This window comes from Mesorhizobium sp. WSM1343 (assembly GCF_055901535.1).
This window is the reverse complement of sequence record NZ_CM148370.1, coordinates 1,790,089-1,810,845: the sequence shown is the minus strand read 5'-3', so window position 1 is coordinate 1,810,845 and position 20,757 is coordinate 1,790,089. Positions and strand designations below refer to the sequence as shown.

The window sequence follows — 20,757 nt, the reverse complement described above, 5'->3', positions numbered from 1 at the left end:
TCAAAATCGATAACGCTGCCGGCGCGGGGCCGGAACCTACAGGAGAAATATCCAATGTTCAGGAAGATGGTCTTTGGCGCCGTTTCGGTGCTCGCCATGGCGACCAGCATGGCCCATGCCGCCGACATGAAGGAATTTCGCGTCGGCATTCTCGGCGGCGAAAACGAAACCGACCGGCTGCGCAACTACCAGTGCCTCGCCGACCATTTGAAGACCGAATTCGGCTTCGAAAAGGTCTCGCTGTTCCCCGCCGCCGACTATGACGGCGTCATCCAGGGCCTGCTCGGCGGCACGCTCGACTTCGCCGAACTCGGCGCTTCCGGCTACGCCAGCGTCGCTCTCAAGGACCCGAAGGCGGTCACCCCGATCCTCACCACCCAGCAGACCGACGGCGCCACCGGCTATTATTCGATCGGCCTGGCGCTGAAATCCTCCGGCATCACCGACATCAAGTCGGCCAAGGGCAAGAAGCTCGGCTACGCCGATCCGGATTCGACCTCCGGCTACCTGATCCCGCTGACCCAGATCCCGAAGGATACCGGCGCTTCGAACGAAACCTTCTTCGCCTCGACCCAGTTCAACGGCGGTCACGAGAACAACGTCCTGGCCGTGCGTGACGGCAAGGTCGACGTGGCGGTGGACGATTCTTCCGGCATCGGCGACTTCAAGGACGGCTACACCTCCGGCACCTTCCACAAGGAAGTCGCCAAGGGCGCCGTCGACCCCAACGACTTCGTCGAAGTCTGGCGCTCGGGTCTGATCCCGAACGGCCCGCTGGTCGTGCGCACCGCGCTCGGCGACGAAATGACCGCCAAGCTCGCCGACTTCTTCACGCAGTTGCCGAAGAAGGACAAGGCTTGCTTCGAAGGCGTCGAGGGCGGCGACTTTACCGGCTACGTCCCGGTTAAGGCGGACTTCTACAACGTCATCGTCGAAGCCCGTAAGGCAGCCATCGGCGGCTAACGGCGAAACCAGGAAGGGCGGCGTCGAGAAAACGCCGCCCTTCTTGCATGTCCGATCATGACCCTTTCCGTGACAGCCCCTTCCGGCGCCACTCACCAGATGGCCGACGCCTGGCGTCGCCAGACGTCGCTGCGCCGGCTCTACACCGCCATCGGCGTCGGCCTGCTCATCACTGCGCTCGGCAGCACCATGTGGTTCGCCGACGAGGCCAATGCCGGGCATTTCTTCGACCGGTTGCCGCATTTGCTGGATTTCCTGAGCTGGCTCGTCCCCAAGGACTGGAACGATGTCTGGCGGGCGATGTTCGACATCGCTTCCCCGCATGACACCGGTACCCAGGAATTCAATTTTCCGCTTGGCCGCTCCTATGTCTGGGGCAGCTTCTACATCCCCGAATATTTCGAGCTGATGCTGACCACGCTCAACGTGGCCCTGGTCTCGACCTTCATCGGCTTCGTCTTCGCCGTGCCGTTCTCCTTCATCGCGGCGCGCAATTTGACGCCGCATCCGGTGCTGCGGCTGATCGTCAAGCGCCTCATGGAACTGCTGCGCGCCTTTCCCGAGATCGTCATCGCCGGCCTGTTCGCCGCCATCGTCTCGATCGGCCCGATCGCCGCCATCATCGCCATCGGCCTGCATTCGATCGGCGCGCTGGGCAAGCTGTTCTACGAGATCAACGAGAACATCGACATGCGCGCCGAGGAAGGCCTGAGGGCCGTCGGCGCCAACTGGTTCGAGCGGGTTCGCTTCGCCGGCCTGCCGCAGGTGCTGCCCAACTTCATGTCCTACACGCTGCTGCGTGTTGAGATAAATGTCCGCATTTCCACCATCATGGGCGCGGTCGGCGGCGGCGGTATCGGCGAGGAGTTGAAGCTGTCGATCTCGCGCGGCTTCGGCGCCAAGACGATAGCCCTCGTGCTGCTCCTGTTCACGACGATCTTCATCGTCGACCAGTTCTCCGCCTGGCTGCGCCGCAAGCTGGTCGGCGAGCAGGCTTTCGTGATGAGCGCTTGACCATGGCCACCATGACCGCCGATCAGATCCAGTCGATCGAAGAGCGCTTCCCGCAGGTGTTCCAGCGGCCGTTCCACAAGCGCTTCGGGCCGCTGATGCTGCTTGGCGGCATCTTTCTCTACCTGCTGTACGCCTTGTGGTTCTTCAACCTGCCGCAGGTCATGCGGGAATCGCACTGGGAGCGCCTGCCGCTGTTCCTGACCCAGTGGATCAGCTACGACGTGCAGCCGATCTTCCGCCTCGACGAACCGCAGATCACTGCCAAATATCCACGCTTCTCGGTGCTCGGCCCGAACCCGGATCCGGACTGGGTCAAGACCAATGCCGATGGTTCGGTGACGATCCTGATCGACGGCACCGCCAAGTCGATTACCTTCACCAAGACGCAAGCGACGATAATTGCCAACGGTGAGACCGTTGCGGTCGCACTCGGCACCGGCAAGCCGCTGATCTCGGGACCGGTTCCCGGCTGGATCACCGCGCATGAGGATGAGGTCGTCGCCGACATGGGCTTTGCCGGCGAGGCCCGCGTCGCCGTTGACCGCGTCAGGATCCGAAAGCGCTTTCTAGGCTGGGCAAACTTCGTCTTCGACACGCGTTCGCCTTTCTTCGGCAAGTCGGCAAGCGAAGTCGCTTCGCTGATCGTCTCCGGGCCGGAACTGAAACCGGGCACCTCCAATCTGGCGCTGGCCGGCGACAACATCTGGAACAACGCCCAGTGGCAGCATGGCGATGTCTGGACCAAGCTCCTGCAGACCATCGTCATGGCCTTTCTCGGCACCATGCTGGGCGGCATCGTCGCCTTCCCGCTGGCCTTCTTCGCCGCCCGCAACATCACGCCCAGCCGGCTGGTCAACCAGGTGCTCAAGCGCTTCTTCGATTTCATGCGCTCCATCGACATGCTGATCTGGGCGCTGTTCTTCACCCGCGCCTTCGGGCCGGGACCGCTGGCTGGCAGTGCGGCGATCTTCTTCACAGAGGTCGGCACGCTCGGCAAAACCTATTCCGAGGCGCTGGAGAACATCGACGACAAGCCGCGCGAGGGGATTACCTCGACCGGAGCCAACGGCCTCCTGGTGCAGCGCTACGGCGTGCTGCCGGAAGTGGTGCCGGTGTTCATCAGCCAGACGCTCTACCAGTGGGAATCCAACACCCGCGGCGCCACCATCATCGGCGCTGTCGGTGCCGGCGGCATCGGCCTGAAGCTGTGGGAAGCGATGCGCACCAACTCCAACTGGGCCAACGTCTTCTACATGGTGCTGCTGATCCTGCTCGTCGTCTTCATCTTCGACAACATCTCCAACTTCCTGCGCCGCCGGCTGAGCCGGACCATCCACGACTACAACAGGATCCAGGCTGAGCAGGGGTAGGCTTGTGATGCAGACGCGCAAGTCGTCTCGACCAGCGCCAAAGGATCGACCCCCACTCCGTCGAGCTTCGCTCGACACCTCTCCCCCGATCGACGGGGTAGAGGAAAGCGCCAGGCTGTCCGAGCCGACGCCTGTCCTCTTAGGCCGAGTGTCCTCCCAGGCCGAGGCTTCCTTCCTCTCCCTCCGGAGGGGGGAGAGGTGGCTCGGCGAAGCCGAGACGGAGTGGGGGAACCACCTGGCAACCGCCGCAAACGCAAATAGAAAATGGGCCAGGGCGCCTAAGCCGCCTTCTTCCACCCGCTCTTGATATGCCTATACCCCTCCCGATAGACCGCTTCCGGCGTCTCCGAGAAATCCCGCCACACCTTGGTCGCCGCCGCCAAATCCTTGAGTGAGCGGCCGAACGCCTCGATCGTCAGCCAATCGTCATAGCCGCTCTTGCGGATGGCGGAAAACGTTTCGGTCCACGGAATGTTGCCGCGCCCCGGCACGCCGCGATCGTTCTCCGAGATATGGATATGCACGACATTCCTGCGGTGTTTCGTGTAGGCGCCGATCGGGTCGGCCTCCTCGATATTGGCGTGGAAGGTGTCGTACATCGCCTTGATGTGCGGCCGGTCGATGGCGTCGATATGCTCCGACAGGTCCGCCATCGTGTTGAGCAGGTAGCATTCGAAGCGGTTCAGCGCCTCGAGCCCGATGGTGACGCCCTTGTTGCCGGCATGGTCGCCGATGGCGCGCTGCGAGCCGACGGAGCGCTTCTTCTCCGCGGCCGTCGGCCCAGAGCCGGAAAAGGACCCGAGCGTCGAATGCAGAGGGCCGCTCAGCGTGCTGGCGCCAAGCGCCTGCGCGCAGTCGATCGCCCATTTCATGTAGTCGACACCGGCCTTGCGCGTTGCCGCGTCGGCCGCGATCAAATTCATCGCCGGATCGCCCATGGCCGAAACAGCAGTCCGCTCCAGCCCGATGCGGTCGAGCAGATCGCCGAGCTTTTTATAATCGTCCGGCGTGCCGGCGAAGATCGGTATCTCGACGCCATCGAAACCGGTCGCCTTGATGTCGCGCAGCAACGGCTCGTGTTTCTTCGACACCGCCGTCGTCCACAAGAACATGCACATGCCGATTTTCATCGACGCCCCCTCCCCTTAGATTCCTCGGATCGCCGGGGTGTTGAGATTCAGGTCAGGCCAAGCCGAAAACGGCTGGTTCCGAGAACCGGAGCGGAGCGTACTTTTGGGTACGTGAGCACCGGAAGCGCAGGAAACGGCCGTTTGCAGGCCGGCCTCACCTGAATCTCAGCGCCCCTTGGACTAGAGCTTCGTCCACGCCCCGTTCTTCTTCGACGACTTCACGCAAGCCTCGATGAAGGCCATGCCCTCGACGCCGTCCTGTATGGTCGGGAAGACGACATCCTTTGCCGGCTTGCCGCCCTTGCGGCGTGCCGCCCGGATGGCGCGTGCGGCCTCCTGGTAGATGTTGGCGAAGCCTTCGAGGTAGCCTTCCGGATGGCCTGACGGCACGCGGCTGACACGGCCCGCCACCGGCAGCGCGCCGGCGCCATTGCGGGTAATCAATTGCTTTGGCTGGCCGAATGGGGTGTACCAGAGATAGTTCGGGTCGGCCTGCACCCATTCCAGCCCACCCTTCGAGCCATAGATGCGCAGCTTCAGCCCGTTCTCATGGCCGGGCGCCACCTGGCTTGCCCAGATCATGCCCTTGGCCGGGTGCGTCTTGCCGGTAGGCTTGAAGCGCAGCATGACGTTGACGTTGTCATCCAGTAGCCGTCCCGGCACGAAGGCGTCGAGATCGGCCGACAGGGAGTCCAGTTCCAGCCCCGAGACGAAGCGGGCGAGGTTGTAGGCATGCGTGCCGATATCGCCCAGCGCACCGCCGGCACCTGCCTGCTTGGGGTCGGAGCGCCACGCCGCCTGCTTCTGGCCTGTCGCCGCCAAATCCTCGGTCAGCCAGTCCTGCGGATATTCGGACTGCACGATGCGGATGTCGCCGAGCACGCCCTTGGCGACCATTTCGCGTGCTTGCCGCACCATCGGATAGGCGGTGTAGTTGTGCGTCAGCACGAACACCTTGCCGGTCTTCTCGACTATCGCCGCAAGCTTTTTCGCTTCGGCCAGCGTCGTCGCCAGCGGCTTGTCGCAGATGACGTGGATGCCGGCCTCGAGGAAAGCTTTTGCCGCTGGCACATGCACATTGTTGGGCGTGACGATGGCCACCGCCTCAATGCCGTCGGGGCGCTTCGCCTCGGCCTTGGCCATCTCGGCATAGGATGCGTAGCTGCGTGCGGGGTCGAGCCCCAGTTCGGCGGCCGAGGCCTTGGCACGGGCCGGGTCGGCTGACAAAGCGCCGGCAACCAGCACGAACTCGTTGTCCAGCCGCGCCGCGATCCGATGCACCGCGCCGATGAAGGCGCCTTGCCCGCCGCCGACCATGCCGTAGCGGATCGGACCGCCTCCCGTTTCCGACTTCGATGCGCCGACCATATCTTGCTCCTCGCTGTTGCTTACCCCCCTTGAGGGGAGGTCGATCCGCGCAGCGGATCGGGTGGGGTCGTTGAGGCAGAGCGCGGTGTGAACCGACCCACCCGGCCTTGGGCCACCCTCCCCGCGAAGGGGAGGGAAAATCGGGCTAGATTCCCATCATGGCGCGCAGCAACTTCTTGTCGGTGGTGCCAGCGGCGAAGTCGTCGAATGCCTTTTCCGTCACCCGGATGATGTGGTGCTCGATGAAAGGCGCGCCTTCGGCCGCACCATCCTCCGGATGCTTCAGGCAGCACTCCCACTCCAGCACCGCCCAGGAATCATAATTGTACTGCGTCAGCTTGGAGAAGATGCCGCCGAAATCCACCTGTCCATCGCCCAGCGAACGGAAGCGCCCGGCGCGGTTGGTCCAGCTCTGATAGCCGGAATAGACGCCTTGCCGGCCGGTCGGGTTGAACTCGGCGTCCTTGACGTGGAACGCCTTGATGCGCTCATGATAGATGTCGATGAATTCGAGATAGTCGAGCTGCTGCAGCAGGAAATGCGACGGATCGTAATTGATGTTGCAGCGCTTGTGGCCGCCGACCGCGTCGAGGAACATCTCGAAAGTGGCGCCGTCGAAAACGTCTTCAGACGGGTGAATTTCATAGCCGACATCGACGCCGTTGTCCTCGTACACGTCGAGAATCGGCTTCCAGCGTTTGCCGAGTTCGCCAAACGCTTCCTCAATGAGTCCAGCCGGCCGCTGCGGGAACGGATAGAGGTAAGGGAAAGCCAGCGAGCCGGTAAACGACACTGAAGCATTCAGGCCTAGATTACGCGATGCTTTAGCGCCGAACTTCATCTGCTCGACAGCCCACTTCTGCCGGGCTGCGGGATTGTTGTGCACCGATGGCGGCGCAAAGCCATCCATCTGCGCGTCATAGGCAGGATGCACCGCCACCAATTGCCCCTGCAGATGCGTCGACAATTCCGTGATCTCGACGCCGGCGTCGGCGCAAATGCCTTTCACCTCGTCGCAATAGGCCTTGGAAGAGGCCGCCTTCTTGAGATCGAACAGCCGCGCGTCCCAGGTCGGGATCTGCACGCCCTTGTAGCCGAGACCGGCCGCCCATTTGGTGATCGACGCCAGTGAGTTGAACGGCGCGGCGTCGCCCGCGAACTGCGCCAGAAACAGCCCCGGGCCCTTCATTGTCGTCGGCATCGGCATCCTCCCTCATTTCTCTCGCGACCGAGCATAGCGCCGATTGGAAACAGGGCCAGCCACTTTGGTCTTTTCTCAACGGGCGCTTGCACGCACCGCTATTCTGGTATTACCAAATGTGGAATTTTGGTCAAGCCTTGCAATGCGCCATCATGACCCCAAAACCACCCGGCGCAGGCATATATATCTCAATATAATCAAGGAAATACTCCACAGCGAAAGTTCAATCCCGGCGCTTCTTGCCGATCCGGATAATTTGCTGTAGACCTCGCTTCAGGCCCAATTGGTCGAACCAGTTTGCGAGAAAAGGCTGGGAACGCCTTGGGGAGGAACCTTTGTGTCGCCTTTTGGCGATGCATGTCGCAGGCGAACCATAGAGACGAGTTGGGAAGGACAGACCATGCATCTTTCGACGCACAACTGGATGCGCGCGGAACCCCTGGAAACGACGCTCAAGCGCATCAAGAAATTCGGCTATGAGTCGATCGAGATTTCCGGCGAACCCGAGCAGTACAAGACCAGGGAGACCCGGGCGCTGCTGAAGGAGCATGGCATTCGTTGCTGGGGCGCGGTGACCCTGATGCTGGGCGAGCGCAACCTCGCAGCCAGGAACCAGGGCCAGCGCGAGCGTTCCGTTCAGTATGTCAAGGACGTGCTGACCATGGTCAGCGAACTCGATGGCGAGATCATCACGCTGGTTCCGGCGACCGTCGGCAAGGTCGTGCCTGACGGCACCGAGGAAGAGGAATGGAAGTGGGTCGTCGACGCCACCCGCGAATGCTTCACCCACGCCAAGAAGGTCGGCGTCAAGATCGCTGTTGAACCGCTCAACCGCTTCGAGACCTATCTGTTCAATCGCGGCGCCCAGGCGCTGGCTTTGGCCGACGCGGTCAGCCCCGAATGCGGTGTCTGCCTCGACGCCTACCACCTCCATATGGAAGAATTTAACGTCTATGACGCGATCCGGCAGGCCGGAAAGCGCCTGTTCGACTTCCATGTCGCCGACAACAACCGCTTCGCCGCCGGTCTCGGCCAGATCGACTGGCCGAAGATCGTCGCCACCTTGCGCGAGATCGGCTACGACGGCGCGCTGACCAACGAGTTCGTCGCGCCCGTCGACCGGACGCCGGCGGCCCCCTATCCCGACATGGTCGAGCGCAATCCGGTCGATATCTCGCCCGAACAGCTGAAGTTCATCCAGGACCACGGCTCCAGCGTGCTCACCGAGAAATTCTACACCGACCAGATGCGCATCAACGCCGAAACGTTGCTGCCGCTGATCAAGTAGTCGACTGCCTCAGGGAAATTCGCCCTTCCGCCCTGACCGGCGCAGGGCTGGGGAAGAATATGCGTATCAAGTCCGTCCAAGCCTGGTGGATCCGCGTTCCGATCGAAGCCGCTCGGCAGCACCGCAGCGACTTCGGTCAGGTGACGACCTTCGACGCCGCCATCCTGCGCATCGAGACCGATGACGGTCTGGTCGGCTGGGGCGAAGGCAAGAACGCCGCCGGCAGCGCCGGCAGTTATGGCGCGCTCGTCCATATGCTGAACCATGAGGTCGGGCCGCAGCTGGTCGGCCGCGATCCGGCCGACATCGGCGTCATCTGGGAGATGCTCTACAATGGCGTGCGCCACGACAGCGCCGCACGCGGCGGCCACGCCATGCCGCAGCTGGCGCGGCGCGGCATGAGCATCGCGGCGATCAGCGCCGTCGACATCGCGCTGTGGGACATCCTTGGCAAATCGCTTGGCGTTCCTGTCTGGCGGCTGCTCGGCGGCCGCAAGCTCGATCGCATGCCGGCTTACGCGTCTGGCGGCTGGGCGGCCGCCGACGCCATCGGCGAGCAGTTGAAATCCTATATCGCCAAGGGCGGTTTCAAGGCACTGAAGATGCGGGTTGGCGCCATGGACGGCGCGGCGCACATTTCCGCCACCCGCGTGCGCGCCGCACGGCAGGCGCTCGGCCCCGATGTCGAACTGATGGTCGACGCGCACGGCACCTACACGGTGGCTGAAGCCAAGCGCTTCATCCATCTCGTCAACGACCTTGACCTGGCGTGGTTCGAGGAACCTATCATCGCCGACGATAAGCCGGGCATGGCCGAAGTGCGGGCAAGTGGCGCCGTTCCGATTGCCACCGGCGAAAGCGAGGCGACCCGCTACGCCTTCCGCGACCTTGCCGTGCTCAAAGCCGCCGACATCTTCCAGCCCGATCCCGCCTTCTGCGGCGGCATCAGCGAGGCGATGAAGATCGGCACCATCGCCAGCGCCTTCAATCTGCGCTTTGCGCCGCATTTGTGGGCCGGCGCGCCCTGTTTTTTCGCAGGCTTGCATGTCTGCGCCGCCTCGCCGTCGAGTTTCACCGTCGAATATTCGCTCGGCGCCAACCCGATGATCCATGATCTGGTCGAAGAGACTGTCGAAGCCAGGGACGGTATGATAGCGATCCCGGAAAAACCGGGTCTGGGATTCACCATTTCGGAGCGGTTCCTGGAGGCGCACGCGCAACGCGGTTGACGATGAAAGAAAAGAACCTTCTCGCGGAACTCGCTGCCTACCTGTTCTCCCATTCGGACAAGGAGAGCGGCCGAACGCCATCGGAGCGCGAACTGGCGGAGCATTTCGCCGTCAGCCGCGGTCAGATCCGCGAGGCGCTGGCCATCCTGGAGGCCATGCGCATCGTTGAGCGCCGGGCCAAATCCGGCATCTACATCGACACCAAGCAGGCCAGTGTGGAGGCCATGGCGCTCTTTGCCCGCGCGGGCCTGCCGCTCGACCCGATCCAGATCTACGAGACGGTCGAACTGCGCAAGATCCACGAGATCAAGGCGGCCGAACTTGCCTGTTCGCGTGCCACCGAGGAGAATTTCGAGCGGCTGCGCGAAATCCTGAAGGCTTCGGAAGAGCGCATCGCCGCCGGCGAGGGGCTTGCCAGGGAAGACCGCGAATTCCACCTCGAAATCGTGCGCGCCACCAAGAACAGCGTCTTCCACAATGTCTGCAGCGTCTACTACATGATGGGCGAGCAGCGCCTGCCGATCTATTTCAACGACCCCGAGCGCAACGTGCGCTCGCATGCCGAGCACATCCAGATCTATGAGGCGCTGCTGCGCCGCGACGGCAATCTCGCCCAGGCGCTGATGAGCGCCCATCTGCAGGGCGCTGAGAGCTACTGGAAGGGCCTGATTGAGGGCCATGGCGAGGAGCCGCAAAGCCCGGCGCTCGAAAAAGCCTGACCGACATGGCTCGTATCCTCACGACGCACCCTCTGCATCCGCGCGCCTCGGCTATGCTCTCCGGCGCCGGAGAGCTCGTCGTCGCCTCCGCCATCGATCCAGTCACGCTGATCGCCGAGGCCAGGAATGCCGACATCGTCATCGTGCGTGCGCCGCTGCCCCCACAGCTTTTCGACGGCGCAAAGCAGCTGCGGGCGGCAATCCGTCATGGCGCCGGGCTCGACATGATCCCGATGGAAGCAGCGACGGCCGCCGGCGTGCTGGTGGCGAACGTGCCGGCGGTCAATGCCCGCTCGGTTGCCGAACACGTCATGTTCGTGGCCCTCGCCTTGCTGCGCAACTTCCGCGTCGTCGATCGCGACCTGCGCGCCAAAGGCTGGCTCGCCGGCCGCGAGCACGCCAACGCCAACAGCGAGCTTGCCGGCAAGACGATCGGCATTGTCGGCCTCGGCGCCGTCGGCCAGGCGGTCGGCCATATCGCCGCGCACGGCTTCGACCTGAAAGTGGTGGCAACGACGCGCAGCATGCAGCCGGCGCCGGACAAGGTCGGCTTCCTGTCGATCGACGCTCTCGTCGAGCAGAGCGACATCATCGTTCTGTGCTGCCCGCTGACGCCGGAAACGCGCGGCCTGATCAACCGTGAGCGGATCGCCCGCATGAAGCCGCAGGCGCTGCTGATCAACGTGTCGCGCGGACCGGTCGTCGACGACGACGCGCTGATCGAGGCCTTGCAGAAACGGCGCATCGGCGGCGCCGCGCTCGACGTGTTTGCGACGCAGCCGCTGCCGTCGAACCATCCCTATTTCGGCTTCGACAATGTCATCGTCACGCCGCACATGGCGGGGATCACCGAGGAATCGATGATGCGCATGGGCGTCGGCGCGGCGGGCGAAGCCCTGCTGGTGCTGGCGGGCAAGCTGCCGGTCAATCTGCGCAATCCAGAAGTGGTCGATCACTATCGGCGGCGGTTTCCGGCGAGCCTGTAACACATCGCGGTTTCGCCCCAATTCTCCGCGACGTTGAGAGCCATGTCCGGTCTAGCCTTCCTCTTTGTCGCTGCCTGTTCGCTCTGTGCCATGCCGGCATTCGCGGCCGAGAGCAGTTATGTCTATTGCGACAACGGGCTGCGCTGCTTCAAGGCGCCCTGCCCGTCCAACAGCGCACTCGACCTTGCCACCGGGGCGATCATCAAGGGCGTGTCGATCGACCCCAGCGGATTGCCGCAGGCCGACAAGGCGATAACCGATCTTTCCGACGCGCTTCATGCTGGCAAGATTGTCGTCAGGGGCTCGATCGAGCACCGCACCCAGACGATCACCGGCAAGGAGTACAATCTGCCCTGGCTGGTCGCGACCCGTATCGTACGGACCGCCAAGGACAGCGAACGCAAGCACTGTTCGTCGCGCTGATGGGCGGTTCAGCCCTGCTCACGCGCCAAGCAGCTGCTCCACCTCTGCTGCTATGCGCAGCAGGCGTTGGTCATGGCCGTTGCGCGCCACCAGCATCAAGCCGGCGGGCAGCTGAGTGCTCGGCATCGGCAGCGAGATCGCGCAGAGATCGAACTGGTTGGCAACCTGCGTGTTGCGCAGCAGCAGGCCTTCGGTGCGGTCACGCAACCCGGCGTCGTCAGACATCGAGACGATAGTCGGCGCCGTCACCGGTGTGGTCGGCAAGGCCAGCACATCGACCGAGGACAGCCGCTCGTCCATGGCGGCGGCGAGCGCTGTACGACGGCGCATTGCCCGGATGTAGACAGGCGTCGGCAGCATGGCTGCCCGCGACAAAGGTCCGCTGACATGCGGGTCGACCGGTACCGAAGCTCCTGTCGCCAGCCAGTCGGCATGCACTTCGGCCCCTTCCATCGCGGCGATCGAACCACGCTTGGTGGCCGCGCGCAAATCGGCAAGCAGATCGTCGATCGACAGATCCTCGATCCGCGCGCCCGTCTGCTCGATCTTGCCAAGGCAGCGGTCGAACGCGGTCGCCACCTCGTCTTCCGTCTCTTCGAAAAGGACGCCGCGCGGAATGCCTATGCGAAGCCCTGCCAGGGCAATCGGCGTCAGCGCGGCCGGCACCTCACCGGCCATCACGGCGTCGGCGGCGGCACACTGAGCGACGGTTCGGGCAAGCGGACCGATCGAGTCCAGCGTGGCCGACAGTGGGAACGCACCGGCGAGCGGCACGCGCCGCGCCGTCGGCTTGAAGCCGACGACACCGTTGAGTGAAGCCGGAATGCGTATCGAACCGCCGGTGTCGGAACCGATCGATATTTCGCTCGTGCCCTCGCCGACGGAAACGCCGGCGCCTGAAGAAGAACCGCCCGGAATGCGGCTGGCGTCCACAGCATTGCCGGGCGTACCGAAATGCTGGTTATCGCCGATCGCGGTGAAGGCGAATTCGGTCATGTTGGTCTTGCCGATGATAACCGCGCCGGCCTGCCGCAGCCGGCTGACGATCGCGGCATCGCGCAGCGGAGGTGCTGTGGTCCTGAGCATCAGCGAGCCGGCCGTGGTCGGCTCGCCGGCGACATCGAACAAATCCTTGATCGAGACGATGGTGCCGTCGAGCGGCCCGAGCGTCACGCCGGCTTGGCTGCGCGCATCGCTGGCATCGGCCGCGGCCCTCGCGGCTTCGGCATAGAGCTTCGTGAACACACGCTCTTCGCCGGCACGGGCGGCGAGGCGCGCAAGGATGGTTTCCAGATGATCACGGACGGATTGCATTTTCGGTGTCGGACTCCGGACGCCTTGAACGTCTTAAGGGATAGCGGCCAGTGCCTGGCTTGCCGAGACTTAACCCGGCGCAGGCGGTTTTGCACCCTGTCGAATGCGAGGAAAATCCGATGCTCTACAAAGGCAGTTGCCACTGCGGCAAGGTCGCCTTCGAATTCAAGGCCGAACTGACCAGCGCCATCAGGTGCAATTGCTCGATCTGCTCGCGCAAGGGCGCCCTGTTGTGTGCCATCCCGCACGGGACCTTGCGGGTCCTGGCCTGGGGCGACGATTTGGGCACCTACACATTCGGCAATCATGCCATCGCGCACCGGTTCTGCCGGGCCTGCGGCATCCATCCCTTTGCGGAGGATGTCCGCGAGGGCCGTGAACGCAGCGCCTACATCAACATCAACTGCGTGGCCGATCTCGACCCCTCGACCCTGTCGGTCTTCGATTTCGACGGGCGGTCGGCCTGAGTTCGTTCGTCGCTGCCGTCACAACGGCGTCGACCGAAAACCGTGATGGTTCTCGGGCCGACGCGCAGGTGTCAGGGAAGCCTGATTGCGGCGAGGCTACTCGGCCTGCTTCGGGCCGCGCAGGAACACCACGCTGGCCGCCAGCAATGTCGCCGCGCCGCAATGGGCGAAGGCACTGGCGACGCCGGTGTGGTCGACCAGCAGGCCGCCGAAGACGGCGCCGAGCGCGATCGCCACCTGGAACGTCGCCACCATCAGTCCGCCGGCGCTTTCTGCCTGGTCGGGTGCTGCCCGCACCAGCCAGCTCTGCAGCCCGACCGGAACCGCGCCGAAAGCAAAGCCCCAGACCGCAACGGCGGCAGCGGCGATCGTCGGCGAAGCTCCGAAAACCAGCATCGAGGCGGCGGCCGGTGCGATCAGCAAGGGCGCCAGCCCAACGGCTGCCTTGAGGCTGCGCTCGGCCAGGATGCCGCCGGCGACATTGCCGAAGAAGCCGCCAATGCCATAGGCCAGCAGCACCAGCGAGATCGTCTCGATGTCGAGCACGGGGACCTTCTCGAGGAAGGGACGGACATAGGTGAAGCCGGCAAAGTGTCACGAAGCGACCAGCAGCACGACCAGCAGCGCCACCCGGATCGACGGACGCTTCAGCACGTCGAGCAAGGTGCGGAAGCTTGCCACACCCACGGGGGGCAATTTCGAAATGGTGGCCAGCTGCACCAGCAGCGCCAGGGCGGCGACCACGGTCGCAATCATGAAGGCCGTGCGCCAGCCCCAGATGTCACCGACATAGGCGCCGACCGGCGCCGCACAGACGGTCGCCAGCGAAACGCCGGTCAGGATGATCGACATGGCGCGCGGCATCAATCGCATCGGCACCAGCCGCAGCGTGGCCGTGGATCGCCGAGTCTGGATGAATTGCCAAGCCTTCCGGACGCAATGCCATTGCCGGGCCACCCGCATGCAATAGCTTGCCAGAACCAGGCAGCGAGAGGCCGGCGGCAAGCCGGTCCGAAGAGGAGAACCAATGCCAAATCATCCGAAGCTCATCGCACTCGCCGTCATGCTTGCGGTTCCCGGGCGCGCCTTTGCCCTCGAGGACAGCTACCTGCCGGCCGACAAGATCCCCTATGTGGCGGAAGTACCCGACCAGCCGCATCGTCTTGGCCCTTTGTGGGGCGAGCGGGCCAAGGGTCCGGCAGGCACGTTGCTGAAGGTTCCCGGCAACTGGCGCGCACCGGTCCATGCGCACACCGCGGATTATCGTGCGGTGGTCATAAAGGGGATGTGGGCGCACTGGCAGATGGATGGCGGCGAGGCGACCAAGGTCGAACTGCCTCCTGGATCCTACTGGACCCAGAAAGCCAATGAGATGCATGACGACGCCTGCGTCTCCGACACGGAATGCGTGATCCTGCTGATCAACGACACGCCCTACGAAACCTACTTCCAGAAATAGGCTGGGATGCGGCTACGAGGCGTGACGCAAGCTGACGCCGCTGCCCTTGTCGAACAGCACCACCTTGTCGGGGTTCCAGGCAAAGCGCACCGCCTGCTCGATGGCGACGTCGGTCCTGGCCGGCACGGTTGCACGCAGTGTCGCGTCTCCGACGCGCAGCGTGAGGATCTTTTCCACGCCGTGGTTCTCGACGTCGTGGACACGCGCCTCGACCGGCGCGCCGCTCTCGAGATAGACGTCCTCGGGACGAATGCCGAAGACGAGCGGGCGACCATCGGTCGCCCCGCCCGCTTTGGCTCCCCCTGAAAAAGGCAGTTCGAAATTCAGCGGCGCCATCACCGCGCGGCCGTTCACGAGCTTGCCGTCGATGAGGTTCATCGGCGGCGAGCCGACGAAGCTCGCCACATAGGTGTCGCGTGGATTGTTGTAGATCTCATGCGGTGTGCCGGTCTGGACGATTCGGCCATGGTTGAGCACGCCGACCTTGTCACCCATCGACATCGCCTCGATCTGATCGTGGGTGACGAACAGGAAGGTGGCGCCGAGCTGTATCTGCAGGTTCTTCAGTTCAGTCCGCAGCGCCTCGCGCAGCTTGGCGTCGAGCGCAGACAGCGGCTCGTCCATCAGGAACACACGCGGCTTGCGCACGATGGCGCGGCCGATCGAGACGCGCTGCATCTCGCCGCCGGACAGCCGATCCGTCTTGCGGTCGAGCAGATGCTCGATCCGCAGCGTACGGGCGGCACGGTCGACACGGTCCTTGATCTCGGCGTCGGGCAGCCGGCGAATTTTCGGCTTCAGCGGGAATTCGAGATTTTCGCGCACCGTGTAGCGCGGATAGAGCGAATATTGCTGCAGCACCAGCGCCACGTCACGCTCGGCCGCACCCCAGTCGGCAACGTCGACGCCGTCGATGAAGACCTGGCCTTCGCTGGGCTTTTCCAAGCCGGCGATAAGCCGCAGCGTCGTCGTCTTGCCGGCGCCCGTCTCGCCCAGCAGCACGAAGAACTCGCCATCGGCAATATCGAGATCGAGCCCGGTGAGCGCCGTGTGGTTGCCGAAGGTCTTTGAGATGTTCTTGAGCTGGATATGGGCCATCAGAGTCTCACCTCGAGCGACTTGCCGCTTGCCTTGTCGAAGAAATGCGCCTGGGTCGGGTCGATCCTGGCGAAGACCCTTTCACCGGGTCCGGCAACGAAGCCGCTCTTGGTGCGGGCCCGCAGCAACTCGGTTCCGACCTTGAGATCGACGATGTCGAAGGAGCCGAGCGGCTCGACGATATGCGTGTCGACAGGCACGAAGCCCTCGGTCGCCTCGCGCCGGATGAGCACGCCCTCCGGGCGGATGCCCAGCGCGAGCTCCCGCCCGGCATGGCCGTTGAGCTTCGACAGCAATGCCTGCGGAAATTCGAAGCCAGAAGCCGCGCCGCCGACCGTTACCGAGACCGCGGATCCGGTCTCGGCGACTGCGGCATCGGTGACATTCATCACCGGGCTGCCGACGAATTGCGCCACGAACAGATTTGCCGGTTGCGAATAGACCTCGTCGGGCGTGCCGACCTGTTGCAAGACGCCTGCGTGCATGATGACGATGCGGTCGGCCAGGCTCATGGCCTCGATCTGGTCGTGCGTGACATAGATGGTGGTCGAGCCCTGCTTGATGTGCAGCCGCTTGATTTCCGCGCGCATCTCCTCGCGCAGCTTGGCGTCGAGCGCGCCGATCGGCTCATCCATCAGCATGGCTTTCGGCCGCCGCACCAGAGCGCGGCCAATGGCGACGCGCTGCATGTCGCCACCCGAGAGCGCCGACGGCTTCTTGTCCAGCAGGTCGGTGATCTGCAGCGTCTTGGCGACGGAGCGCACCTCGCTGTCGATCTCCGTCTTGCTCTTGCGCGTGGCGCGCAAGGGGAAGGCGATGTTCTCGTAGACGCTCATATGCGGATAGAGCGAGAACGACTGGAACACCATGGCGATGTCGCGGTCGGCGGCCTTCAAATGCTGCACCGGCTTGCCGTCGATGAAGATGTCGCCCTCGTCGATGGTTTCCAGCCCGGCGATGGCGCGCAGCGTCGTCGTCTTGCCGCAGCCCGATTGGCCGAGCAGCACGATGAACTCGTTGTCGGCGATCTTGAGGTTTAGGTCCTTGATGACCTGGACGGCGCCGAAGAATTTCTGGACGCCGCGAAGCTCGATCTGGGTCAATGCTGTGCTCCCGGATTGCGCACCTGGCCGGTGCCGGCCTTCTCCTCGGGCGCGATCTTGGAGGTTACGTTGAAGCCGACGAGCCCGATCAGGATGATGGTCAGGCCATAGCTGTGCAGCAGCATGTTCCAGGGCTGGCAGAGCGCGACGATGCCGAGCACCATCAGTATCTGCGACCCAGGCTCAAGGTATTTCTGGTTGAAGGCGCGAAAACTCATTTGCGGATCGCTCCGAAGGACATGCCGCGCAGCAGATGATTGCGAAGCAGGAAGGTGAAGATGGCGACCGGCAGCAGGAACAGGAAGGTTCCGGAGGCGATCACCGTCCAGTCCGGCAGGCCCGAACCGACCTGGCTCGGGATGAAGGGAGGCGCGGTCTGGGCGCGGCGGTTGGTCATGATCAGCGCAAAGGCGTATTCGTTCCATGCGGTGATGAAACAGAACACGGCGGTGGCGGCGATGCCCGTGGCGGCCTCCGGCAGCACGATCTTGAAGAACGCCTCCATGCGCGTGTAGCCGTCGACAAGCGCGGCCTCCTCATATTCCTTCGGAATCTCGTCCATGAAACCCTTCATCAGCCACACGGAGAAGGACAGGTTGAAGGCGGTGTAGAGAATGATCAGGCCCAGATGCGTGTCGTTGAGCCCGACTGCCCGGTACATCAGGAACATCGGGATGGCGACCACCACCGCCGGCAACATGCGCGTCGACAGGATGAAGAAGAGCAGGTCCGCTTCCCCCTTCACCTTGAAGCGCGAGAAGCCATAGGCGGTGAATGTCCCCATGCCGACCGCCAACACCGTCGAGGTGATGGCGATGATGAGCGAGTTCAGGAAGCGGCTCGGATATCCCGACCATTGCACCTGGCCCTTGCCGTCGCGCACGATCTTCTCGCCGCCGTCGAACACGACGCGTTCCCACCACGGGGCGGCGGCATATTCTTCGGCCGACGGCGGGCTGCGCAACTGTGAGCGCTTTGTAAAAAGTTTGACGAAAGGCGAGATGGTCGGCTCGAACATCACCGTCGGCGGGATCGTCGTGGCCAGGTTGCGTGGCTTGAACGAGGTCGCCACGATCCAGTAGATCGGCGCCAGGAAGATGATCGTCACCAAGAGGACGGCGACAATAGCGACCTTGTTGAGCGCCCGTTCACCCGAAGTCTGGACGGCCGCCATCTCAGCGCTCCTTAACTTTGTTGAGGTATTTCACATAGATGTTGGTGATCGCCAGCACCATGATCAGCACGATATAGGCAAGCGCGCAGGAGCGCCCCGTCTGCCATTCCTGGAAAGCCATCTTGTAGAGACGGATGGAAATCACCTCGGTGCTCGGCTGCGTCGACAGCACATAGGCAAGATCGAAAGTCTTGAAGGCTTCCATGGTGCGGAAGATGACCGCGATCATCAGGATCGGCGCGACCAGCGGCAGCGTGATGCGGAAGAAGGTATAGAACGGCCCGGCGCGGTCGATCGCGGCAGCTTCGTAAAGATGCTTCGGCACCGCCGAAAGCCCGGCGAGCGACAACAGCATGACGAAGGGCGACCACATCCAGATGTCCGTGAACGCGACCGCGTAGAGCGCCATCTTCGGGTCGCCGAGCCATTGGAATTTGCCGAGGTCGAGCACGTAGTTGATGACACCCCAGGACGGATCGTAGAGCAGCTTCCAGAACAGACCGACCACCGCCATCGAGAGCATCATCGGCAAGAGCAGCAATGTCGTGATCAGGCCCTTGAGCGGAATGGTGCGATTGAGCAGCATTGCCGTTCCAAAGCCGACGACAACCTGACCGACGACCGAGACGATGACGTATTTCGCGGTCACCGCGAAATTGTTCCAGATATAAGGGTCGCTGAGGAGCTCGCGATAGTTCTTCAGTCCGACGAAATTGGCCGGCGCATTGGTCGATGCGCGGAAGTCGGTGAAGGAATAGCCGAGCGAATAGATCAGCGGAAAGATGTTGAAGACGATCAGGAACACGATCGTCGGGATGATGAAGAGGTTGCGTATCGAAATGTCGCTGAGGCCGCGAGAGGCGGCTCTGGAGGAGGTATTCAGCGGTGTGATCATTGTGGTCGCCAAGACCTGCTCCCATTCCTGAAAAAGAAAACGGAGGAGGCGCAGGCCTCCTCCGCACTACATGTCGGTTATTGGCCGCGGCCGTATTTCTTGAACGTGGCGTCCCAATCCTTCGCCAGCGCATCCAGCATTTCCTTGGCCGTACCATCGCCGTTTACGATGTACGGATAGACACGCTGGTTGAGCTGCTGCAGCAGTTCCGCATACTCCGGCACCGCCCAGAAGTCCTTGACCTTGAACATCGTGTCGTAGAAGGCCTTGTTGTAGGGCGTGGCGTTCTGGAACTCGGCCGATTCCAGCACGGCCTTGTTGCAGGTGTAGCCGCCGAGGGCCGCCCACTTCTTCTGCGTATCGTCCTGGATGAACCACTTCAGGAATTTCATCGCCTCTTCCTTGTTGTTGGAATAGGAGACGACGGAAATGCCCTGGCCGCCGAGCGCGGCGAACTGCTCGCCACCTGGACCTGCCGGGTTGGCGAAGAAGCCGGTGTTCTTGGCGTTCGGGTTCGACGCCTCGTTGATCAACGAGGGGAAGAAGGCGAAGTAGTTCATGCTCATCGCCGCCAGGCCTTCGGTGATGGCCTGGTTGTTCTCGACGAAAAAGGCGTTGGTCCAGCCCGGAGGCGTGAAGCCGAACAGCTTGCGGTAGTTTTCCGCCGCGGCCACCGCCTTGTCCGAGTTGATGATGCCGTCGACCTTGTAGGTACCGAAGTCGCCGAGCTCACCGCCATACGAGAACAGCGCGTTCTCGAAGCCCATCGCCAGGCCGTCATACTGGTTCTGGGTGTAGATGGCGATGCCGTAGCGGTTCTGGTCGGGCCTGTTGAAGAACTCCGCGATGTCGGTCATTTCCTTGAAGGTCTTCGGAACGGCAAGGTCGTAGCCATACTTGGCCTTGAACGCTTCCATTTCCTTCGGATCCTCGAACCAGTCCTTGCGGTAGGCCCAGCCCACGGCGTCGCCCTCGGCCGGGATCGACCAGTATTTGCCGCTGTTGCCGGGATATTCGGAGTAGAACTTGACCGTCGCCGGAGCCATCTTGTCGAGAACCTTGTTCTCTTTGACGAAGTCGGTGAGGTCGACATAGTGACCGCCCTCGGAGGCGGCACCAAGCCATTGCGAGTCGCCGACGACCAGGTCATAGGCGCTGCCCTTGGCGTTGAACTCGGTAAAGGCCTTGGTCTGGAAGTCGGCCCACGGGGTGGTTTCCACCGTGATCTTGACGCCGGTTTGCTTCTCGTACTCGTTGCCGAGCTCCTGCAGATAGTTTGCGGGATCCCATTCAGCCCAGAAGATGGTGAGTGACTTTTCCTGCGCGTAAACGGACGTTCCGCAGGCAAGCGTTAAGCCGATACCAGCAAGTACGCTGGTCACTAACTTGCGCATAATGATTTCCTCCCTTGTGCGCGTTCTACCTTATCGTGCGAGCCGGCAACGTGGCCGGCCCTGGTAGTTCCTCCCGTGATCGCACCTTTCCGGTTTCGAGCCTCCTCGCCCCGCCGGAAAATGGATCGCAGCCCTCACTTTCGATCCGCTTTTCTGATCCAA

Annotated in this window: 20 protein-coding genes and 1 pseudogene; 10 read left to right on the top strand and 11 right to left on the bottom strand. The window is 63.1% G+C overall.

Annotated elements, in window-relative coordinates; all coding sequences use genetic code 11:
* The first annotated feature begins 54 nt into the window (after nucleotides 1-54).
* The 3 genes from phnD to phnE (AC0NIL_RS08740) are packed head-to-tail and all read left to right on the top strand — an operon-like array spanning nucleotide 55 to nucleotide 3,347.
* Nucleotides 55-963, top strand: coding sequence for a phosphonate ABC transporter substrate-binding protein (gene phnD, locus AC0NIL_RS08750; RefSeq protein WP_127370917.1), 909 nt, complete (start codon nucleotides 55-57; stop codon nucleotides 961-963).
* Between the two features lie 57 nt (nucleotides 964-1,020).
* The gene (phnE, locus tag AC0NIL_RS08745; protein ID WP_024504428.1) at nucleotides 1,021-1,977 is read left to right on the top strand and encodes a phosphonate ABC transporter, permease protein PhnE; all 957 of its coding nucleotides are present in this window, start codon (nucleotides 1,021-1,023) and stop codon (nucleotides 1,975-1,977) included.
* Between the two features lie 2 nt (nucleotides 1,978-1,979).
* On the top strand, nucleotides 1,980-3,347 hold the full coding sequence (gene phnE, locus AC0NIL_RS08740; protein WP_224620207.1) for a phosphonate ABC transporter, permease protein PhnE: 1,368 nt from the start codon (nucleotides 1,980-1,982) through the stop codon (nucleotides 3,345-3,347).
* Nucleotides 3,348-3,625: 278 nt separating this feature from the next.
* Here phnE (AC0NIL_RS08740) and AC0NIL_RS08735 read toward each other — a convergent pair whose 3' ends face one another.
* The 3 genes from AC0NIL_RS08735 to AC0NIL_RS08725 all read right to left on the bottom strand — a co-directional run bounded on the left by AC0NIL_RS08735 (nucleotide 3,626) and on the right by AC0NIL_RS08725 (nucleotide 7,046).
* A complete protein-coding gene (locus tag AC0NIL_RS08735; protein WP_224620206.1) occupies nucleotides 3,626-4,477 on the bottom strand; it encodes a sugar phosphate isomerase/epimerase family protein in 852 nt (283 codons plus the stop codon).
* 180 nt (nucleotides 4,478-4,657) lie between these two features.
* The gene (locus AC0NIL_RS08730; RefSeq protein ID WP_473572600.1) at nucleotides 4,658-5,845 is read right to left on the bottom strand and encodes a Gfo/Idh/MocA family protein; all 1,188 of its coding nucleotides are present in this window, start codon (nucleotides 5,843-5,845) and stop codon (nucleotides 4,658-4,660) included.
* A gap of 145 nt (nucleotides 5,846-5,990) precedes the next feature.
* Nucleotides 5,991-7,046 (bottom strand): sugar phosphate isomerase/epimerase family protein, encoded by a 1,056-nt coding sequence (locus AC0NIL_RS08725; RefSeq protein WP_013529509.1) that lies wholly within the window; start codon nucleotides 7,044-7,046, stop codon nucleotides 5,991-5,993.
* Nucleotides 7,047-7,446: 400 nt separating this feature from the next.
* On the opposite strand from AC0NIL_RS08725, the gene AC0NIL_RS08720 reads away from it, so the two are divergent.
* From AC0NIL_RS08720 to AC0NIL_RS08700, 5 genes are read left to right on the top strand one after another with little or no spacing between them, the layout of a single operon-like run.
* Nucleotides 7,447-8,334, top strand: coding sequence for a sugar phosphate isomerase/epimerase family protein (locus AC0NIL_RS08720; RefSeq protein ID WP_013529508.1), 888 nt, complete (start codon nucleotides 7,447-7,449; stop codon nucleotides 8,332-8,334).
* Nucleotides 8,335-8,393: 59 nt separating this feature from the next.
* Complete coding sequence (locus AC0NIL_RS08715; RefSeq protein ID WP_023812460.1) at nucleotides 8,394-9,563, top strand: mandelate racemase/muconate lactonizing enzyme family protein; 1,170 nt, start codon at nucleotides 8,394-8,396, stop codon at nucleotides 9,561-9,563.
* Nucleotides 9,564-9,565: 2 nt separating this feature from the next.
* Nucleotides 9,566-10,282, top strand: coding sequence for a FadR/GntR family transcriptional regulator (locus AC0NIL_RS08710; RefSeq protein WP_013529506.1), 717 nt, complete (start codon nucleotides 9,566-9,568; stop codon nucleotides 10,280-10,282).
* A 5-nt stretch (nucleotides 10,283-10,287) separates the two neighbouring features.
* Nucleotides 10,288-11,268 carry a hydroxyacid dehydrogenase gene (locus AC0NIL_RS08705; protein ID WP_473572601.1) on the top strand — a complete coding sequence of 327 codons (981 nt, stop codon included), beginning with the start codon at nucleotides 10,288-10,290 and terminating at the stop codon, nucleotides 11,266-11,268.
* 42 nt (nucleotides 11,269-11,310) lie between these two features.
* On the top strand, nucleotides 11,311-11,691 hold the full coding sequence (locus AC0NIL_RS08700; RefSeq protein WP_473572602.1) for a hypothetical protein: 381 nt from the start codon (nucleotides 11,311-11,313) through the stop codon (nucleotides 11,689-11,691).
* 18 nt (nucleotides 11,692-11,709) lie between these two features.
* Here AC0NIL_RS08700 and AC0NIL_RS08695 read toward each other — a convergent pair whose 3' ends face one another.
* A complete protein-coding gene (locus tag AC0NIL_RS08695; RefSeq protein ID WP_473572603.1) occupies nucleotides 11,710-13,005 on the bottom strand; it encodes an amidase in 1,296 nt (431 codons plus the stop codon).
* 119 nt (nucleotides 13,006-13,124) lie between these two features.
* Between AC0NIL_RS08695 and AC0NIL_RS08690 the strand changes: the two genes are divergently transcribed.
* Nucleotides 13,125-13,472, top strand: coding sequence for a GFA family protein (locus AC0NIL_RS08690; RefSeq protein ID WP_063169049.1), 348 nt, complete (start codon nucleotides 13,125-13,127; stop codon nucleotides 13,470-13,472).
* Between the two features lie 96 nt (nucleotides 13,473-13,568).
* Here the strand turns inward: AC0NIL_RS08690 and AC0NIL_RS08685 are convergent.
* Nucleotides 13,569-14,360: pseudogene (locus AC0NIL_RS08685) on the bottom strand (MFS transporter); the annotation flags it as partial.
* A gap of 139 nt (nucleotides 14,361-14,499) precedes the next feature.
* Between AC0NIL_RS08685 and AC0NIL_RS08680 the strand changes: the two are divergent.
* Nucleotides 14,500-14,931 carry a DUF4437 domain-containing protein gene (locus AC0NIL_RS08680; protein ID WP_013529500.1) on the top strand — a complete coding sequence of 144 codons (432 nt, stop codon included), beginning with the start codon at nucleotides 14,500-14,502 and terminating at the stop codon, nucleotides 14,929-14,931.
* Nucleotides 14,932-14,943: 12 nt separating this feature from the next.
* Here the strand turns inward: AC0NIL_RS08680 and AC0NIL_RS08675 are convergent, their stop codons facing one another.
* From AC0NIL_RS08675 to AC0NIL_RS08650, 6 genes are all read right to left on the bottom strand, one after another.
* Nucleotides 14,944-16,029, bottom strand: coding sequence for an ABC transporter ATP-binding protein (locus AC0NIL_RS08675; protein WP_013529499.1), 1,086 nt, complete (start codon nucleotides 16,027-16,029; stop codon nucleotides 14,944-14,946).
* Entirely contained in the window at nucleotides 16,029-17,132 is a 1,104-nt protein-coding gene (locus tag AC0NIL_RS08670) for an ABC transporter ATP-binding protein (protein ID WP_127385128.1), read from the bottom strand. The genes AC0NIL_RS08675 and AC0NIL_RS08670 overlap by 1 nt, the downstream gene beginning before the upstream one ends.
* Nucleotides 17,129-17,350 (bottom strand): hypothetical protein, encoded by a 222-nt coding sequence (locus tag AC0NIL_RS08665; RefSeq protein ID WP_013529497.1) that lies wholly within the window; start codon nucleotides 17,348-17,350, stop codon nucleotides 17,129-17,131. The genes AC0NIL_RS08670 and AC0NIL_RS08665 overlap by 4 nt, the downstream gene beginning before the upstream one ends.
* Complete coding sequence (locus AC0NIL_RS08660; protein WP_013529496.1) at nucleotides 17,347-18,306, bottom strand: carbohydrate ABC transporter permease; 960 nt, start codon at nucleotides 18,304-18,306, stop codon at nucleotides 17,347-17,349. The genes AC0NIL_RS08665 and AC0NIL_RS08660 overlap by 4 nt, the downstream gene beginning before the upstream one ends.
* 1 nt (nucleotide 18,307) lies before the next feature.
* The gene (locus tag AC0NIL_RS08655; protein ID WP_013529495.1) at nucleotides 18,308-19,213 is read right to left on the bottom strand and encodes a carbohydrate ABC transporter permease; all 906 of its coding nucleotides are present in this window, start codon (nucleotides 19,211-19,213) and stop codon (nucleotides 18,308-18,310) included.
* A gap of 65 nt (nucleotides 19,214-19,278) precedes the next feature.
* Nucleotides 19,279-20,595 (bottom strand): ABC transporter substrate-binding protein, encoded by a 1,317-nt coding sequence (locus AC0NIL_RS08650; protein WP_013529494.1) that lies wholly within the window; start codon nucleotides 20,593-20,595, stop codon nucleotides 19,279-19,281.
* Nucleotides 20,596-20,757: the final 162 nt, after the last annotated feature.

Excerpts from the sequence above, each read along its gene's own strand:
- AC0NIL_RS08650 (WP_013529494.1), bottom strand. The coding sequence starts at position 20,595 with ATGCGCAAGTTAGTGACCAGCGTACTTGCTGGTATCGGCTTAACGCTT.
- AC0NIL_RS08690 (WP_063169049.1), top strand. The coding sequence starts at position 13,125 with ATGCTCTACAAAGGCAGTTGCCACTGCGGCAAGGTCGCCTTCGAATTC.
- AC0NIL_RS08705 (WP_473572601.1), top strand. The coding sequence starts at position 10,288 with ATGGCTCGTATCCTCACGACGCACCCTCTGCATCCGCGCGCCTCGGCT.
- AC0NIL_RS08710 (WP_013529506.1), top strand. The coding sequence starts at position 9,566 with ATGAAAGAAAAGAACCTTCTCGCGGAACTCGCTGCCTACCTGTTCTCC.
- AC0NIL_RS08735 (WP_224620206.1), bottom strand. The coding sequence starts at position 4,477 with ATGAAAATCGGCATGTGCATGTTCTTGTGGACGACGGCGGTGTCGAAG.
- phnE (WP_024504428.1), top strand. The coding sequence starts at position 1,021 with ATGACCCTTTCCGTGACAGCCCCTTCCGGCGCCACTCACCAGATGGCC.
- AC0NIL_RS08695 (WP_473572603.1), bottom strand. The coding sequence starts at position 13,005 with ATGCAATCCGTCCGTGATCATCTGGAAACCATCCTTGCGCGCCTCGCC.
- AC0NIL_RS08730 (WP_473572600.1), bottom strand. The coding sequence starts at position 5,845 with ATGGTCGGCGCATCGAAGTCGGAAACGGGAGGCGGTCCGATCCGCTAC.
- AC0NIL_RS08725 (WP_013529509.1), bottom strand. The coding sequence starts at position 7,046 with ATGCCGACGACAATGAAGGGCCCGGGGCTGTTTCTGGCGCAGTTCGCG.
- AC0NIL_RS08715 (WP_023812460.1), top strand. The coding sequence starts at position 8,394 with ATGCGTATCAAGTCCGTCCAAGCCTGGTGGATCCGCGTTCCGATCGAA.
- phnD (WP_127370917.1), top strand. The coding sequence starts at position 55 with ATGTTCAGGAAGATGGTCTTTGGCGCCGTTTCGGTGCTCGCCATGGCG.
- AC0NIL_RS08660 (WP_013529496.1), bottom strand. The coding sequence starts at position 18,306 with ATGGCGGCCGTCCAGACTTCGGGTGAACGGGCGCTCAACAAGGTCGCT.
- phnE (WP_224620207.1), top strand. The coding sequence starts at position 1,980 with ATGGCCACCATGACCGCCGATCAGATCCAGTCGATCGAAGAGCGCTTC.
- AC0NIL_RS08700 (WP_473572602.1), top strand. The coding sequence starts at position 11,311 with ATGTCCGGTCTAGCCTTCCTCTTTGTCGCTGCCTGTTCGCTCTGTGCC.
- AC0NIL_RS08665 (WP_013529497.1), bottom strand. The coding sequence starts at position 17,350 with ATGAGTTTTCGCGCCTTCAACCAGAAATACCTTGAGCCTGGGTCGCAG.
- AC0NIL_RS08680 (WP_013529500.1), top strand. The coding sequence starts at position 14,500 with ATGCCAAATCATCCGAAGCTCATCGCACTCGCCGTCATGCTTGCGGTT.
- AC0NIL_RS08720 (WP_013529508.1), top strand. The coding sequence starts at position 7,447 with ATGCATCTTTCGACGCACAACTGGATGCGCGCGGAACCCCTGGAAACG.
- AC0NIL_RS08675 (WP_013529499.1), bottom strand. The coding sequence starts at position 16,029 with ATGGCCCATATCCAGCTCAAGAACATCTCAAAGACCTTCGGCAACCAC.